The organism is Hydrogenophaga sp., assembly GCF_018780385.1.
Lineage (GTDB): Bacteria > Pseudomonadota > Gammaproteobacteria > Burkholderiales > Burkholderiaceae_C > Hydrogenophaga.
On the sequence record NZ_JADMJO010000135.1, the window covers coordinates 16,736 to 30,774 of the forward strand.

Genomic DNA, 14,039 nt, shown 5'->3' on the forward strand with positions numbered 1-14,039 from the left:
TGTATGCTGAATTCACTTGTTGATTCAATGACTCACCCAAAACCACAACTGCAAGGAGGACAACATGACCCCAACCGTGTCGCAGCGCGTCACGCCCACCACCGCTGAGCTCTTGCAATGGTGGTTTGACCCACCGTGCACGCAGGCCCGGGGCGGGCTCGGCTTTCACGACGAGCAACGCCGCGCCATCCTGGCCACGATCACGGCGCACGAGGCGCTGGATGGCAATGCGCCACCGCACGAGCGGCCGGTGCACCGCGTGGCGATGACCATCGGCATCGACCAGACGCGGGTCATGCTCGCCCTGCTGATCTGGCAACTGCTCAACCACAACGATGCACTCGCCGCCGACCTTGAAGATCCGCGCTTCACCAACCGCTTCCTTGCCGTGGCCCACCACGCCCGCGCCCGCGACCGCCTGCTCGGCACCTTCTGTGGCCTGCCGGTGCCGGGTGGCCTCGGCGCGCGCGACTTCGGCACGGCCGGCCTGGTGCGGCTGGCCGAACTGCTCATCCCGGCCAACCGCCGCGACGAGGTCTATGGTTTTGTGTGCGCCCACGTCTGCAGCGGAGCGCAGTTCATGCGCCAACCGGTGCGCGACGGTTTGATCGCCATCACCGACGGCCGTCTCGAAGCCCTGGAATGTTTTGCGCGCCTGCCGCGTGTGATGGTGTTCGACGACGACACACGCCCGCAGCTCTGGGCCCACAGCAACAACGGCGTGACCAGCCCGACATGGCGGCAGCACCTGCGCCGCATCGCCTCGGCGCGCGACGAGCTCTGCGCGCAGGTGGTGTTTGCGCAGCACCGGCCCGGTGAAGGCCCGACCCTCAGCGGGCCTTGAACGCCCTCAGGCGATGGCGCCCTGCACCCGCAGGGGAATCACCCGCCTCGCGGGTTTCTCTGCCCGCGCCCGCAGTTGCCCGCAGCCGCCCTCCACGTCCTGCCCGGCCGACTGCCGCAGCTTGGTGAGGATGCCGCGGCGGTGCAGGCGGCGGGCGATGGACGCGGCCTGTTCCCAGCTGGGGCGCTGGTAGGGCAGGTCGTCCACCGTGTTGTACGGGATCATGTTGAGGATGGCGTACTTGCCGTGCAGCAGGCGCACCAGGCCCTCGATTTCGTCGTCGCCGTCGTTGATGCCGGCCAGCAGCGTCCATTGGTACTGAATGGGATACCCGGTGGCGCGCGCATAGCGCTCGCCGGCGGCCACCAGTTCGTCGGGCGTCATGCGCGGGGCGCGGGGCAGCAGTTGTTCGCGCAAGTCGGCTTTGGTGGTGTGCAGCGAGAGCGCCAGCGCGGGTTTCACGCGGGCCAGCGGCAAGGCCTCGAACACGCGCGGGTCGCCCACGGTGGAGAACACCAGTTGCTTGTGACCGATGTTGCCGATGGTGCCGAGCAGGTCGATGGCTTCCATCACGTTGTCCAGGTTGTGCGCGGGCTCACCCATGCCCATGAACACCACCTTCTTCACCGGCCGAAGGCTGCGCGCCAGCGCCACCTGCGCCACGATCTCGGCGCTGCCGACCTGGCGGACCAGACCGCCCTGGCCGGTCATGCAGAACACGCAGCCCACCGCGCAACCCACCTGCGTGGACACGCAGAGGCCGTCGCGCGGCAGCAGCACGCTCTCCACCGTCTGGCCATCGGCCAGCGCCACCAGCAGGCGGGCCGAGCCGTCTTCGCCCGGGTGTTGCGATTGCAGCCGCGCGAGACCGGCGAGCTCGTCGGCCAACGCGGGCAGGGCCGCCACCAGCGTGGCCGGCAGGAAGTGCGCGAGTTCGCGCCGCCCGCTGCTCTGCGGCTGCGCCTGTGACCACAGACGCAGCACGCGCTGCGTGTGACGCGGGTTGGCGCCCAGGGCTTGCAGGCGTTGGCGGAGGTGTTCGATGCGCATGGAGCGAGAAGCTTACTTCGATACAGGTGTTGAATCGTGCGCCTGAACCTCTTCCCGTTCGGGCTGAGCCTGTCGAAGCCCTCGCGCGAATTTGGCTTGCAGGACTTCGACAAGCTCAGTCCGAACGGAGACCCTGGCTCGTTACCGTTCAAACAGGGCCGAAAGCGCAGGCCCGGCCTCGTCGATGAAATGGCGCAGTTTCGCCGGCACGAAACGCTGACCCGGGTAGACGAGGTGAATCGGGTCGGTGCGCGCGTACCAGCCCGGCAGCAGCGGCACCAGCTGGCCGTGGTCGACCTCACGCCGGCACACGTAGTCCGGCAACAGGGCCACGCCCTGGCCATCGAGCGCGAGCTGGCGAATGAGGCGCATGTCGTTGGCGGCGAAGGCGCAGCGCAGCGGCACTTGTGCTCGGGTCTTGCCGCGCGTGAGTGTCCAGCTGTCGCGCCCGAGCGGGCTGAAGCACAGCGTGGCGTGTTGTGTGAGGTCCTTCGGTACGCGCAGTGCCGGTGCGCGCGCCAGGTAGTCGGGGTGCGCAAACGGCGCCCAGCGGGCCTGGCCGATCTGGCGCGCCACCAGGCTGGAGTCGGCCAGCTCGCCGGCGCGCAGGGCCAGGTCCAGGCCCTGTGCCACGAGGTCCAGACGCGCATCGGAAAACACCAGCTCGACGGCCACACCCGGGTGGCGCGCGCGGTAGCCGCTGAGGATGCCGAGCAGTTGTTCGTCACCCATGTCGATCGGCAGCGTGATGCGCAGCAGGCCCTGGGCCTCGTGCTTGCCGGCGTCGAGCTGCGCCTCGGCCTGCAGGATGTCTTCGAGCCCGCGCGCGGCCTGGTGCAGGTAGGCCTGGCCCGCTTCGGTCAGGTGCAGGCGGCGAGTGGTGCGCTGCAGCAGCGTCACACCCAGGCGCTTCTCCAGCCGCGAGACGCGCACGCTCAGCGTGGACGTGGGCATGCCCAGCAGCCGGGCGGCAGCACTGAAGCCACCGGCCTGCGCAACGCGCACGAACACCAGGGTGTCGTTGAGATCGGGGTTCTGGGGGTTCAAGGATTGTTCATCTCATTGAAAAATGATTTGTGATCTTACCGACTTATCACGGCCGCGCAGGGCCGGTACAGTGGATGTTCACAAGGAGAACACCCCCATGAAAACCGTTTCTTTCATCCAACGCAGCGCCGGCGGCCACTGGGTCGGCGACGGCTTTCCGGTGCGCAGCATGTTTTCGTACAACGACCGGCCCGAGCGCTTCTCGCCGTTCCTGATGCTCGACTACGGCGGCCCCACCCGTTTTGAGCCCACCACCAAGCAACGGGGCGTGGGCCAGCACCCGCACCGCGGCTTCGAGACCGTGACCATCGTCTACGACGGCGAGGTCTCGCACCGCGACTCCAGCGGCGGCGGCGGCACCATCGGCCCCGGCGAGGTGCAGTGGATGACGGCGGCCAGCGGCATCGTGCACGAGGAGTACCACGGCGAGCGTTTCGCGAAAGCCGGCGGCCCGTTCGAAATGGTGCAGCTGTGGGTGAACCTGCCGGCGCGCGACAAGATGGCCGCGCCGGGCTACCAGGGCATCACGCGCGAGCAGATCCCCGAGGTGGCTTTACCCGATGGCGCCGGCACGGCGCGCATCATCGCGGGCGAACTGCTCGGTGCGAAAGGCCCGGCGCACACCTTCACGCCCATGCAGGTATGGGACCTGCGCCTGAAGGCTGGTCACACGGTGACCCTGCCGGCAGCGGCAGGCCACACCACGGCGCCGCTGGTGCTGCGCGGCCGGCTGCGGCTGGCCGATGGCCAGGAGGTGACCGTGGCCAACATGCCGGTGTTCTCGCGCGATGGCGAAGACGTGACGCTGGAGGTGCTGGAAGACAGCACGGTGCTGTGGCTGACCGGTGAGCCGATCGACGAGCCGGTGGTGGGTTATGGTCCGTTCGTGATGAACACGGAGGCCGAGATCCAGCAGGCTTTCACGGACTTTCAGAGCGGCAAGATGGGCCGCATCACAGCCGACGCCTGAACAGGAGAACACGATGTTGGAGATGGTGATCACCGCGCGCGCGGCCGACCTGGGCCACGGTCTGAAGGTGCGGCGCGTGCTGCCCTACGCCAAACGCCGCATGGTCGGCCCGTGGATCTTCGTGGACCACGCCGGGCCGGTGACGCTGGCGCCGGAAGACACGCGCGCGGCCGATGTGCGGCCACACCCGCACATCGGCCTGTCCACCGTGAGCTACCTGCTCAGCGGCCAGGTGTTGCACCAGGACAGCCTGGGCGTGCACCAACTCATCAACCCTGGCGACGTGAACTGGATGACGGCCGGGCGCGGCATTTCGCACTCCGAGCGGTTCACGCACCCGGACTCGTTCGCGGGCGGCGGGCTGGAACTCATGCAGCTGTGGGTGGCCCTGCCCGAGGCCGATGAAGAAACCGACCCGGCCTTCACCCACTACCCCGCCGCCGACCTGCCTGTGCGCGACGAGGGTGGCGTGTGGATGCGCCTGATCGCGGGCGAGGCCTATGGCATGACCAGCCCCGTGCGCACGCACTCGCCCCTGTTCTACCTGCACACCGAGTGGCAGGCCGGCGCCAGCCTTGCGCTACCCGGTGGCCACAGCGAGCAGGCGGTGTACGTGGCGCGCGGCGAGATCGAACACGCCGGCGAGACCTACATGCCCGGCCAGCTGCTGGTGTTCGGCGATGACACCGACGCGGTGATCACCGCGCGTGACAAGAGCACGCTCATGATCTTCGGCGGCGAGCCGCTGGGCGAGCGCCACGTGTTCTGGAACTTCGTCTCCTCGCGCAAGGAGCGCATCGAGCAGGCCAAGGCCGACTGGGCGGCGGGCCGTATTCCGCTGCCGCCGGAAGACAACCAGGAATGGATTCCGCTGCCCGGGTAGGCTCCTGCACAACCAAATAGGTGGCTCAGTCTTACCAACCCTTGACCACTCAACCAAGAGAAATGCATGTCCAGCACCGCCACGCCGTCGGGCGAATTCCTTATCACCATTCCCAACGCCGTCCGCGACCAACAACGCTGGAAGGCTGGTCAGGCGCTCGTGCTCATCCCCAAGGGCAAGGGCTCGCTGTTGATGCCGGCACCCGACCTCCCGGAACTGGCCGGTATCGCAAGAAGCGCCTGCAACGAACGCTATCGCGATCGTCAAGACCGCTACTGATCGCGGCATCCTCGCGCGCGATCAGAGCCGGGAAGCTGAAACACCAAGTCACACCAGCGGACACAGTCACCGCGCTGCTGGCCGCAGATCTGCTCACCTGTGACGCCCACTTCGAAGGACTGCCCGGCGTGATCCTGGTTCCCAAGTCGCCAGTGCATTGACTTGCTGGCTTACACCCCGAGGTAGCGCCCCGGGCGGTGGTTGAGTGTGAGGATGGCGCCGATGGCCACGGCGCCCACCACCGACTGCAACACGCGCTCGGGCGGTACCACCGCAAACGCCGTGAGCACCACCAACACATCGACCGCCATCTGGATGTACCCGGCCCGCAGGCCGCGTGCCTGCTGCAGCCACTGCGCCACGATGTTCACCCCGCCCACGCTGGCCTGGTGGCGCAGCAGGGCGAGCAGACCGAAGCCGATGAGGAATCCGCCGAGCACCGAGGCCACCCAGGGGTTGAGCAGCTCGAAACGCACCACCCGCGGCGCCAGCGCGGTGCACAGCGACACCAGCGTCACAGCACACAGGCTCTTCACCGTGAACTCCACCCCCAGCCGCTTCCACGACAGCCAGAAAAACGGCAGGCTGAACACGAAGAAGCACAGGGCGAGATTCAGGCCCGTGGCGTAGCTCACCAGAAAGGCCACCCCCGCCACCCCGCCCGTGAGCAATCCAGCGTGGGCAAACATGGTCATGCCGAGCGCCACAAAGAGCGAGCCGGCCACCAGCGCATGGCCGTCGTCGAGCCAGGAGTGGGAAAGTCGAATCCGGGGGGAAGAAGGCATGTGGGTGTCCAAGCACATCGCGTGCCGAGCCCGGCACCACCGACCTCACAGCCTCAAAGCCGCGCCAGCAATCGCCCCACGTTGGCCAGCGCCGCATCGCGCGTCGCGCCATTGGTGGCGCTCTCGGCCAGGTAGGCCGTCACGATCAGCGGTGCGCGCTGCGGCGGGAACGCGATGCCGATGTCGTTCGCGTCGTCATTGGCGGTCCCGGTCTTCTCGCCCACGCGCCAGCCGGCCGGCACCCCGGCGCGCAGCCGTTTGCCGCCGGTGGTGTTGGCCAGCAGCCATTGCAGCAGCCGCTCGCGCGAGGCCGGCGCCAGCGCGTCGCCCAGCAGCAGCTTGCGCACCGTGTGCGCCATGGCCCGTGGCGTGGTGGTGTCCAGCGGCTCACCGCTGGCGGCGGGGTGGTTCAGTTCGGTCTCGTAGCGGTCCGACCGCGTCACCGTGTCACCGAGGCGGCGCGCAAAGGCGGTGAGGCCCGCCGGGCCGCCGTAGCTGGCCAGGATGAGGTTGGCGGCGGTGTTGTCGCTGGTGGTGATGGTGGCCTCGCACAGCTGCGCCAGGCTCAGGCCCTCGCCGCCCACATGCTTCTCCGTCACGGGTGACCACGACACCAGGTCTTGCTGGCGGTAGCGGATGCGCCGCTCCAGCGATTCTTCGCCCCGGTCCGCGCGGGCCAGCACCAGGGCGCTGGCCAGCAGCTTGAACGAGCTCAGCATGAGGAAGCGCTCGTCCGAGCGCCAGCCGTGTTCGCGGCCGGTGGCGGTGTCGATGATGTGCACGCCCAGGCGGCCCCGGGCCGTGGCCTCGATCTCGCGCAGGCCGTCCTGCAGGGCGGTCGTGTCCGCCCAAGCATTTTTGATGGGCAATCCCACCAGGCTGCATACCAGCCCGGCGCCGGGCGTTAGAAAAAAAGTACGTCGATCGATCATGGGTTCTCCTTGAAACAGGCCCGTATCGTAGGCAGGGTGGGCCAGGTATTCAAACGGGAATAATCAAGGACTCACCACAGAAAAACTTGGGGCACTGCCATGGACCTGCCACTCAATGCCTTGCGCGCCTTCGAGGTGTCGGCGCGGCACCTGAGCTTCACGCGCGCCGCGCAGGAGCTCAACCTCACGCAGACCGCCGTGAGCCAGCACGTCAAGAACCTGGAGCAGCGCCTGGGCAAACCGCTGTTCCGGCGCGTGCCACGCGGGCTGGCGCTGACCGACGAGGGCATGGCCCTGCTGCCCACGCTGGTGGACGCGTTCGCGCGTGTGTCGGCCACGCTGGAGACCTTCAAGGGCGCGCACAAGCGCGAGGTGTTGTCGGTGGGCGCGGTGGGCACGTTCGCGGTGGGCTGGTTGCTGCCACGCCTGCGCGACTTCCAGGCGCGCCACCCTCTCATTGAGCTGCGGCTGTTCACACACAACAACCGCATCGACCTTGCTGCCGAGGGGCTGGACTGCGCGATCCGCTTCGGCGACGGCCAGTGGCCCGGCATGCAGACGCGGCACCTGCTGGCCGCGCCGCTGGCGCCGGTGTGCGCGCCGTCCCTGGCCCACCGCATCCGCGCGGTGGCCGATCTCGGGCGCGAAACGCTGCTGCGCTCGTACCGCTCGGACGAGTGGCCTCTGTGGTTCGAAGCGGCCGGTGCTCGCTCACCCTTGCTCACCGGGCCGATGTTCGACTCGTCGCTGGTGCTGGCCGACGCGGCGGCCCAGGGCGCTGGCGTTGCACTGCTTCCGCTGGCGCTGTTCGGCCGCGACCTGCAGAGCGGGCGGTTGGTGCGCCTGTTCAACGTCGAGGTGGACGTGGGTGGCTACTGGCTCACGCGCCTGAAGACGCGGCGCAAGAGCGCGGCCATGAAGGCGTTCCAGGAGTGGATCGAGCAACACCTGCCGGCGCCCGGCGACCCACCGAGCTGATGCCCTCAGTGGGTCCGCGCCGGGTTGGCACCGACCTGCTGCAGGATGAGCGAGTGCCAGCCGCTGCGGTAGGTCTCGTAGCCGGGCGAGGCGGCGTGGGCGACGCAGGTCTCCCGGCCTTCGATGCGCAAGACGGCCGAGCTGCGGGGCTGCTTCAGCAGCGTTTTCCACGCGCTGATGTCCAGTTGAGGTGTGCCGTCCTGCTGGGAGTCGGCCAACACCCTGCCGGTGCCGTCGATGATGCAGACGCGGGTTCGGGTCCATTCGTCGACCGTCAGCGGCGTGCGACGCGCGATGGTCACGGCCAGCGCGTCCCAGTCGAACAGGATGCCCAGCACACCCAGCACCTTGCCGCGCACATTGCCGCCTTCGCGCACCGCGCACGAATACACCAGCACCCGCTTGCCGTTGACCAGCGCCGACGGGTGCACGGTGGACACGCCGAACACGCTGCCATCGCTCGAGGCCATCGCCTGGTGGAACCAGTCGGCGTCGGCCACGCCCATGCCCACGCTGGCGAACTGGCCAGGACGGCCGTTGGCCAGCACGCGTCCGTCCACGTCCACCAGCACGAGGTCGCTGTAGACGGTGTAGGAATCAAGAATCTGGCCGAGGCGGCGCCCGGCGTGCTGTCGGTGGGTGTCGTTGGGGTCGCGCACGCAGTCCACCGCCGCCGCATCGGTGGCCCACCAGCGCACGTCGCAGCTGCGCTCGTACAGGTTGCGGTCGATGAGATCGATGTTGGTCAAGGCCAGCTCGCACAGACGCGCGTCGCGCACCTGGGTCACATAGCCCTCGACCGCGTGGCGCATCTGGCGGCCGGTTTCGTGGGCGTCGCCACGCAGCCGCACGGTGAGGGACTTGACCTCGCCCGAGAGGCGGTTCATCTCGGTCGCCACCACCGCAAAACTGCCGCCCGCCGTGCCCGCGCGCGCGGCTTCAATGCGCGCGTTGACCGACAGCAAATGGGTCGAGAGGTTGACGTTGCTCACCTCATCCAGCGCCGTGTCGACACCCCGCAAGAGGGATTCCGACAGCGAGGCGGTGGCAGCAATGTGCTGCTCGACCGCCGCGCCTCTGTCGCGTGCCTCAGCGGCGCCCTTGGCCGTCCCGACTTCACCGTTGCCACCCATCATCGAACTCCCCGTCCGTGAACCATCCATGGTTTTTCGGCACAAGACGGCCCGGCTTGAGCCCGTCAGAACCCTTCCAGCACGATCTTGCCGCGCGCCTTGCCGCTCTCCAGCAGCGCGTGGGCGCGTCGCAGGTTTGCGGCGTTGATGGTGCCCAGGTGTTCGCCCACCGTGGTTCGCAGCTCGCCCGCGTCCACTCGGCGTGCCACCTCGCTCAGCAGCCGGTGCTGCTCGACCATGTCGGGTGTCTCGAACAAGGAGCGCGTGAACATCAGCTCCCAATGCAGCGACAAGGCCTTGCGCTTGAGCGCCAGGATGTCGATGCTGCCGGGAACAGGGTCGTCGATCAGACCAAGCTGGCCTTGCGGGGCGATCAGCTCGACGATCTGCGCAAAGTGTTGTTCGGTGTGCGTGAGGCTCACCACGTAGCGCGGCGCGGGCAGGCCGGCCTGTTGCAGGGCGGTTGCCAGCGGTTGGGTGTGGTCGATCACGTGGTGCGCGCCCAGTGCCTTGACCCAGGCCACCGTGTCCGGCCGCGAGGCGGTACCGATCACGGTCAGGCCCGTGAGTTGGCGCGCCAGCTGCACCAGGATCGAACCCACACCACCGGCGGCGCCGATCACCAGCAAGGCGTCGCCCTTTTGCTGGGTGTCGCGCGAGACGCGCAAGCGGTCGAACAGCATTTCCCACGCGGTGATGGCGGTCAGCGGCAGCGCGGCGGCCTCGGCGTCGGACAACGAGCTCGGCGCCAGCGCGGCGATGCGTTCGTCCACCAGGTGCAGCTGGGCATTCGCGCCCGGGCGGTTGATGGCGCCGGCGTACCAGACGCGGTCCCCGGGCTTGAACATCGTGACCTGTGTGCCGACGGCGCGCACCGTGCCCACCGCGTCCCACCCCAACACGGCCCACTGGCCATCGGCAGGCACGGAGCGCAGGCGCATCTTGGTGTCCACCGGGTTGACGGCGATGGCCTTGACCTCCACCAGCAGGTCGCGCGGGCTGGGTGTGGGCTCGGGCAAGTCCACGTCCTGCAGGGACAGGGGGTCGGTGATGGGCAGGGCCTGCTGGTAGGCAATGGCTTTCATGGGTGTTTTCCAGGTGGTCAATGAACAGCGGCCAGTGTGCGCGCGCGGACACGCGGGTTGAAGCCCTGGGGGAGCGAATCAGTTTCAATGAAAATCGAACAATGACACGCCTGGCCGAGCTTGAACTGATCACCCACATTGCCGACCTGGGCAGTCTCACCGCCGCCGCGAAGGCGCTGGACTGGTCGCCCGCAGCAGCAAGCGCCGCGCTCAAGCGGCTGGAGGCGGAGTGGGGCGTGGCCGTGTTCGTGCGCAGCACGCGCAGCCTGCGCCTGTCGGCCGAGGGCGAACGCCTGATGCCGCATGTGCGCCAGGCGCTGCAGGCCATGGGCGAGGCGCGCGCGGCTGCACAACCGCACCGCCAGGCTTTGCGTGGCGAGCTGCAGATCTCCATGCCGTCCGACCTCGGCCGCCATGTGCTGCTGCCCTGGCTGGAGGCGTTTCAGCAGCGGCACCCGCAGCTGGCGCTGCGCCTGCACCTGTCCGACCACAACGCCGACCTGATGCGTGTGCCGGTGGACATCGCGATCCGATATGGCGCGCCGGCCGACTCGGGGCAGGTCGCCCTGCCGCTGATGCCGGACAACCACCGCGTGCTGGTGGCCTCGCCGGCCTACCTCTCGCGCCACGGCACGCCCACGCGTGCGCAGGATTTGATGGAGCACGAGGCCTTGCGCTTCATGCTCGGCGGCGAAGTGCCGAAGGTGTGGCGCTTGCAGATCGACGGCCAGTGGGTGGACGTGCCGGTGCGCGGCAGCCGCTCGGCCAACGATGGCGAGGTGGTCAAGCGCTGGGCGCTGGCGGGGCTGGGCGTGGCCCACAAGTCGTGGCTCGATGTGTCGGCCGAACTCTCCGCCGGCCAGTTGGTGCGCGTGAACCCGGCTTGGCGCGGCGAGCCTGCGCCGCTGCATTTGGTGCTGCCCGGTCGACGCCAGATCACACCCGCCGCACGCGCCCTGCGCGACTGGCTCAAGCAGCAGCTGAACGCGTTGACCGCCAGCGTGCGCGCCTGAACGACGTCCTTTTCTTCAGAACCCGAGTGCGGTCAAGCCGGGATGGTCTTGTGGCCGCGCGCCGAGTGGCCAGTGGAACAGCCGCTCGCGCTCGTGAATGGGCCGGTCGTTGATGCTGGCGTGGCGCTGCTCCATGTAGCCGAGCTCGTTGAACTGCCAGTTCTCGTTGCCGTGCGAACGGAACCACTGGCCCGAGTCGTCGCGCCATTCGTAGACGAAGCGCACGGCGATGCGGTTGTCCGTGAACGCCCACAACTCCTTGATGAGCCGGTAGTCGAGTTCCTTCACCCACTTGCGCACCAGGAAGGCATGCACCTGGTCGCGGCCCACCGGGAATTCCGCGCGGTTGCGCCAGCGCGTGTCCTCGGTGTAGACCTTGACCACGCGGTCCGGGTCGCGGCTGTTCCACGCGTCTTCGGCCCCGCGCACCTTCTGCGCGGCGGATTCGGCGGTGAACGGCGGCAGTGGCGGGCGCGGCTCCATCAGTACTGCTTGTAGGGAAGAAATTTGCCCGACATCACGATGTTCACGCGGTCGCCATTCGGGTCGGCCTGGCGCTGCATGTCCATCTTGAAATCGATCGCGCTCATGATGCCGTCGCCGAACTCTTCGTGGATCAGTTCCTTGAAGGTGGTGCCGTACACGCTCACCAGCTCGTAGAAGCGGTAGATCAGCGGATCGGTCGGCACCGAGGTGGGCAGCGAACCTTTGTAGGGCACGACCTGCAGCCATTTCTGTTCGTCGGCAGACAGGCCGAATATCTTGCCCAGCACCTTGGCCTGGGCGGGCGTGGCGGTCATCTGGCCCAGGCACAGCGCGGTGGTCCATTCCTTGGACTGGCCCACTTTCTTGGCCACGTCGGCCCAGCTCAGGCCCTTGGTGACTTTGGTGGTGATGATCTTTTCGGTGACGTCGAGTCGGCTCATGGGTTGCCTCGTTGCTGGTGTTGAAGAAAAGGAAAAGGGGTAAACCGTCAGTGCGCTTTCGCACGACTGACCAGGAAATCAACAATGTGGTTGCGCAGGTCGTAGTAGCCATCCAGGTGGTGCAGCTGCGCGCGTGTGCGGCTGCGCGGCAGCGGATTGGCCACCACCTCGGCCATGCCGCCGGGCTTGTAGCCGCTGGGCGTCTCGGTTCCGTTGCTCATGAGCAGGATGCGATCGGCCAGCAGGATGGCTTCGTCGACGTCGTGCGTGATCATGAAAACCGTCTGATGCGTCTCGCGCACGATGCCCATGAGCTCGTCCTGAATCGTGCCTCGCGTGAGTGCGTCGAGCGCGCCGAAGGGCTCGTCGAGCAGCAGCATCTTGGGCTGGATGGCGAAGGCGCGCGCGATGCCCACGCGCTGCTTCATGCCGCCCGAGAGCTGGCTGGGCTTCTTGTCGATGGCAGGCGACAGGCCCACCAGCGCCACGAACTTTTCGGCGTGCGCGTTGATCTGGGCGCGGCTCCAGTCGGGCCAGCGCGACTTGACCGCAAACGCGATGTTCTGCCGCACCGTGAGCCAGGGCATGAGCGCGTGGCTCTGGAACACCACGCCGCGCTCCAGGCTGGGGCCGGCGATTTCGCGGCCGTCCATGAAGCAGTGGCCCGAGGTGGCGGTGTCCAGACCCGCGAGCACGTTGAGGATGGTGGTCTTGCCGCAGCCGCTGTGGCCGATGATGCAGACGAACTCACCCTTGTCGATGGCGAAGGACACGTCGGCAAACACCGGCTTGTCGGCCTGGTAGGCCTTGGCGAGGTTTTCAACCTGGAGGAAACCGGTCATCTGGGGGGCTTTCGTTGGGGCCGGTGCATGGGCTTGGGGCAGGGCGGCGCCTTCGCGCGCGCTGGCGTCACTCCACATAAGTCACCGCCTTCTGCAACTGGGCAAACATGAGGTCGAGCAGCATGCCGACCACACCGATGAGCAGCACGGCGAAGATCACGTTGGTGAGCGAGAGGTTGTTCCACTCGTTCCACACGAAGTAGCCCACGCCCGTGCCACCCACCAGCATCTCGGCGGCCACGATCACCAGCCAGGCGATGCCCATGCTGATGCGCATGCCGGTGAGGATGGTGGGCGCTGCGGCCGGCAGGATCACCTGGAAGGCCTTGCGGATCGGGTCCACCTCCAGCGTGCTGGCCACGTTCAGCCATTCGCGCTTGACGGCGGACACACCGAACGCGGTGTTGATCAGCATCGGCCAGACCGAGCAGATGAAGATGACGAAGATGCCGCTGACGTCCGAGTCTTTCAGCGTGTAGAGCGCCAGCGGCATCCAGGCCAGCGGGCTGATGGGTTTCAAGACCTGCACGAAAGGATCAAACGCCTTCCTCATCAGCGGCGACATGCCGATGAGAAAGCCCAGCGGGATGGCCACCGCCATCGCCAGCAGAAAGCCCAGGCCGACGCGACCCAACGAGTGCGCGAGCTGGATGCCGATGCCTTTGTCGTTCGGACCCTTGTCGTAGAACGGGTCGGACAGGTGCGCCCAGCTGGCCCTGGCCACTTCCATGGGCGGCGGAAAGCCGGTGCTCTTTTCGGCGCCGGGGTCCTTGCCCATCATCCTGGCGTACTCGATCTGCTCGGCCGTCATGCCGGTGGACGCACCGCCAATGGAGGGCCCAGAAGTTGAAAGCTGCCAAGCCCCGACGAACACGCAGAAGATCAGCAGCGAGACCAGGGCCGCGCGCAGGTTGAGGCTGGTGGCTTTCATGGTCATACAGCCTTGCTGATGGCAAAACTCTTCAGATATTCAGCTGGCTTCGCGGCATCAAATTCCTTGCCCATGATGGTGTGCTTGCGGTAGCCCGGGCCGGCGGCGAACGGCTGACCCAGGTCCTTCATGTGCTTGCGCGCGTCGGTGATGAGGAACACCTTCTCGGCCACGGCCTTGTAGTCCACGTCGCCCTTGATGTAGCCCCAGCGCTGCATCTGCGTGAGCATCCACACGGCCATGCTCTGCCACGGCATCGGATCGAAGTCGGCGCGCTCGGGCACGTTCTGGATCTTGCCCAGGCCGTCGGCGAAGCGGCCGGTGAGCACCTGCGTGAGCAC

At 67.5% G+C, this 14,039-nt stretch carries 16 protein-coding genes and 1 pseudogene; 6 read left to right on the forward strand and 11 right to left on the reverse strand.

Features of this window, described 5'->3' with window-relative positions:
* Positions 1 to 64: 64 nt before the first annotated feature.
* The gene (locus IV113_RS24505; RefSeq protein ID WP_291090807.1) at positions 65 to 844 is read left to right on the forward strand and encodes a hypothetical protein; all 780 of its coding nucleotides are present in this window, start codon (positions 65 to 67) and stop codon (positions 842 to 844) included.
* Positions 845 to 850: 6 nt separating this feature from the next.
* Here IV113_RS24505 and IV113_RS24510 read toward each other — a convergent pair whose 3' ends face one another.
* Both IV113_RS24510 and IV113_RS24515 read right to left on the reverse strand, forming a co-directional pair.
* The gene (locus IV113_RS24510) at positions 851 to 1,894 is read right to left on the reverse strand and encodes an RNA methyltransferase (protein ID WP_291090809.1); all 1,044 of its coding nucleotides are present in this window, start codon (positions 1,892 to 1,894) and stop codon (positions 851 to 853) included.
* Positions 1,895 to 2,035: 141 nt separating this feature from the next.
* Positions 2,036 to 2,941 carry a LysR family transcriptional regulator gene (locus IV113_RS24515; protein ID WP_291090811.1) on the reverse strand — a complete coding sequence of 302 codons (906 nt, stop codon included), beginning with the start codon at positions 2,939 to 2,941 and terminating at the stop codon, positions 2,036 to 2,038.
* A 97-nt stretch (positions 2,942 to 3,038) separates the two neighbouring features.
* Here IV113_RS24515 and IV113_RS24520 point away from each other — a divergent pair, with 97 nt between their 5' ends.
* From IV113_RS24520 to IV113_RS24530, 3 genes are all read left to right on the forward strand, one after another.
* Positions 3,039 to 3,911 (forward strand): pirin family protein, encoded by an 873-nt coding sequence (locus IV113_RS24520; protein WP_291090812.1) that lies wholly within the window; start codon positions 3,039 to 3,041, stop codon positions 3,909 to 3,911.
* A gap of 13 nt (positions 3,912 to 3,924) precedes the next feature.
* Complete coding sequence (locus IV113_RS24525) at positions 3,925 to 4,794, forward strand: pirin family protein (RefSeq protein ID WP_291090813.1); 870 nt, start codon at positions 3,925 to 3,927, stop codon at positions 4,792 to 4,794.
* 66 nt (positions 4,795 to 4,860) lie between these two features.
* Complete coding sequence (locus IV113_RS24530; protein WP_291090815.1) at positions 4,861 to 5,073, forward strand: AbrB/MazE/SpoVT family DNA-binding domain-containing protein; 213 nt, start codon at positions 4,861 to 4,863, stop codon at positions 5,071 to 5,073.
* Positions 5,074 to 5,243: 170 nt separating this feature from the next.
* Here IV113_RS24530 and IV113_RS24535 read toward each other — a convergent pair whose 3' ends face one another.
* A complete protein-coding gene (locus tag IV113_RS24535; protein ID WP_291090817.1) occupies positions 5,244 to 5,858 on the reverse strand; it encodes a YitT family protein in 615 nt (204 codons plus the stop codon).
* A gap of 53 nt (positions 5,859 to 5,911) precedes the next feature.
* On the reverse strand, positions 5,912 to 6,790 hold the full coding sequence (gene bla, locus IV113_RS24540; protein WP_291090819.1) for a class A beta-lactamase: 879 nt from the start codon (positions 6,788 to 6,790) through the stop codon (positions 5,912 to 5,914).
* 99 nt (positions 6,791 to 6,889) lie between these two features.
* Between bla and IV113_RS24545 the strand changes: the two genes are divergently transcribed.
* Positions 6,890 to 7,768, forward strand: a complete 879-nt coding sequence (locus tag IV113_RS24545; RefSeq protein ID WP_291090821.1) for a LysR family transcriptional regulator — start codon at positions 6,890 to 6,892, stop codon at positions 7,766 to 7,768.
* A gap of 5 nt (positions 7,769 to 7,773) precedes the next feature.
* Here the strand turns inward: IV113_RS24545 and IV113_RS24550 are convergent, their stop codons facing one another.
* Both IV113_RS24550 and IV113_RS24555 read right to left on the reverse strand, forming a co-directional pair.
* On the reverse strand, positions 7,774 to 8,931 hold the full coding sequence (locus tag IV113_RS24550; protein ID WP_291090823.1) for a cache domain-containing protein: 1,158 nt from the start codon (positions 8,929 to 8,931) through the stop codon (positions 7,774 to 7,776).
* A gap of 35 nt (positions 8,932 to 8,966) precedes the next feature.
* Positions 8,967 to 9,986 (reverse strand): zinc-binding alcohol dehydrogenase family protein, encoded by a 1,020-nt coding sequence (locus IV113_RS24555; RefSeq protein ID WP_291090825.1) that lies wholly within the window; start codon positions 9,984 to 9,986, stop codon positions 8,967 to 8,969.
* A gap of 101 nt (positions 9,987 to 10,087) precedes the next feature.
* On the opposite strand from IV113_RS24555, the gene IV113_RS24560 reads away from it, so the two are divergent.
* Positions 10,088 to 10,999, forward strand: a complete 912-nt coding sequence (locus tag IV113_RS24560) for a LysR family transcriptional regulator (RefSeq protein WP_291090827.1) — start codon at positions 10,088 to 10,090, stop codon at positions 10,997 to 10,999.
* Between the two features lie 15 nt (positions 11,000 to 11,014).
* Here IV113_RS24560 and IV113_RS24565 read toward each other — a convergent pair whose 3' ends face one another.
* The 5 genes and pseudogenes from IV113_RS24565 to IV113_RS24585 all read right to left on the reverse strand — a co-directional run.
* Positions 11,015 to 11,482, reverse strand: coding sequence for a nuclear transport factor 2 family protein (locus IV113_RS24565; RefSeq protein ID WP_291090829.1), 468 nt, complete (start codon positions 11,480 to 11,482; stop codon positions 11,015 to 11,017).
* The gene (gene cynS, locus IV113_RS24570; protein ID WP_291090831.1) at positions 11,482 to 11,925 is read right to left on the reverse strand and encodes a cyanase; all 444 of its coding nucleotides are present in this window, start codon (positions 11,923 to 11,925) and stop codon (positions 11,482 to 11,484) included. Before cynS ends, IV113_RS24565 begins: the two co-directional genes overlap by 1 nt.
* A 47-nt stretch (positions 11,926 to 11,972) precedes the next feature.
* Entirely contained in the window at positions 11,973 to 12,845 is an 873-nt protein-coding gene (locus tag IV113_RS24575; RefSeq protein ID WP_291090833.1) for an ABC transporter ATP-binding protein, read from the reverse strand.
* Positions 12,835 to 13,698 (reverse strand): nitrate ABC transporter permease, encoded by an 864-nt coding sequence (gene ntrB, locus IV113_RS24580; RefSeq protein WP_291090835.1) that lies wholly within the window; start codon positions 13,696 to 13,698, stop codon positions 12,835 to 12,837. The genes IV113_RS24575 and ntrB overlap by 11 nt, the downstream gene beginning before the upstream one ends.
* A gap of 2 nt (positions 13,699 to 13,700) precedes the next feature.
* Positions 13,701 to 14,039: pseudogene (locus IV113_RS24585) on the reverse strand (nitrate ABC transporter substrate-binding protein); the annotation flags it as partial.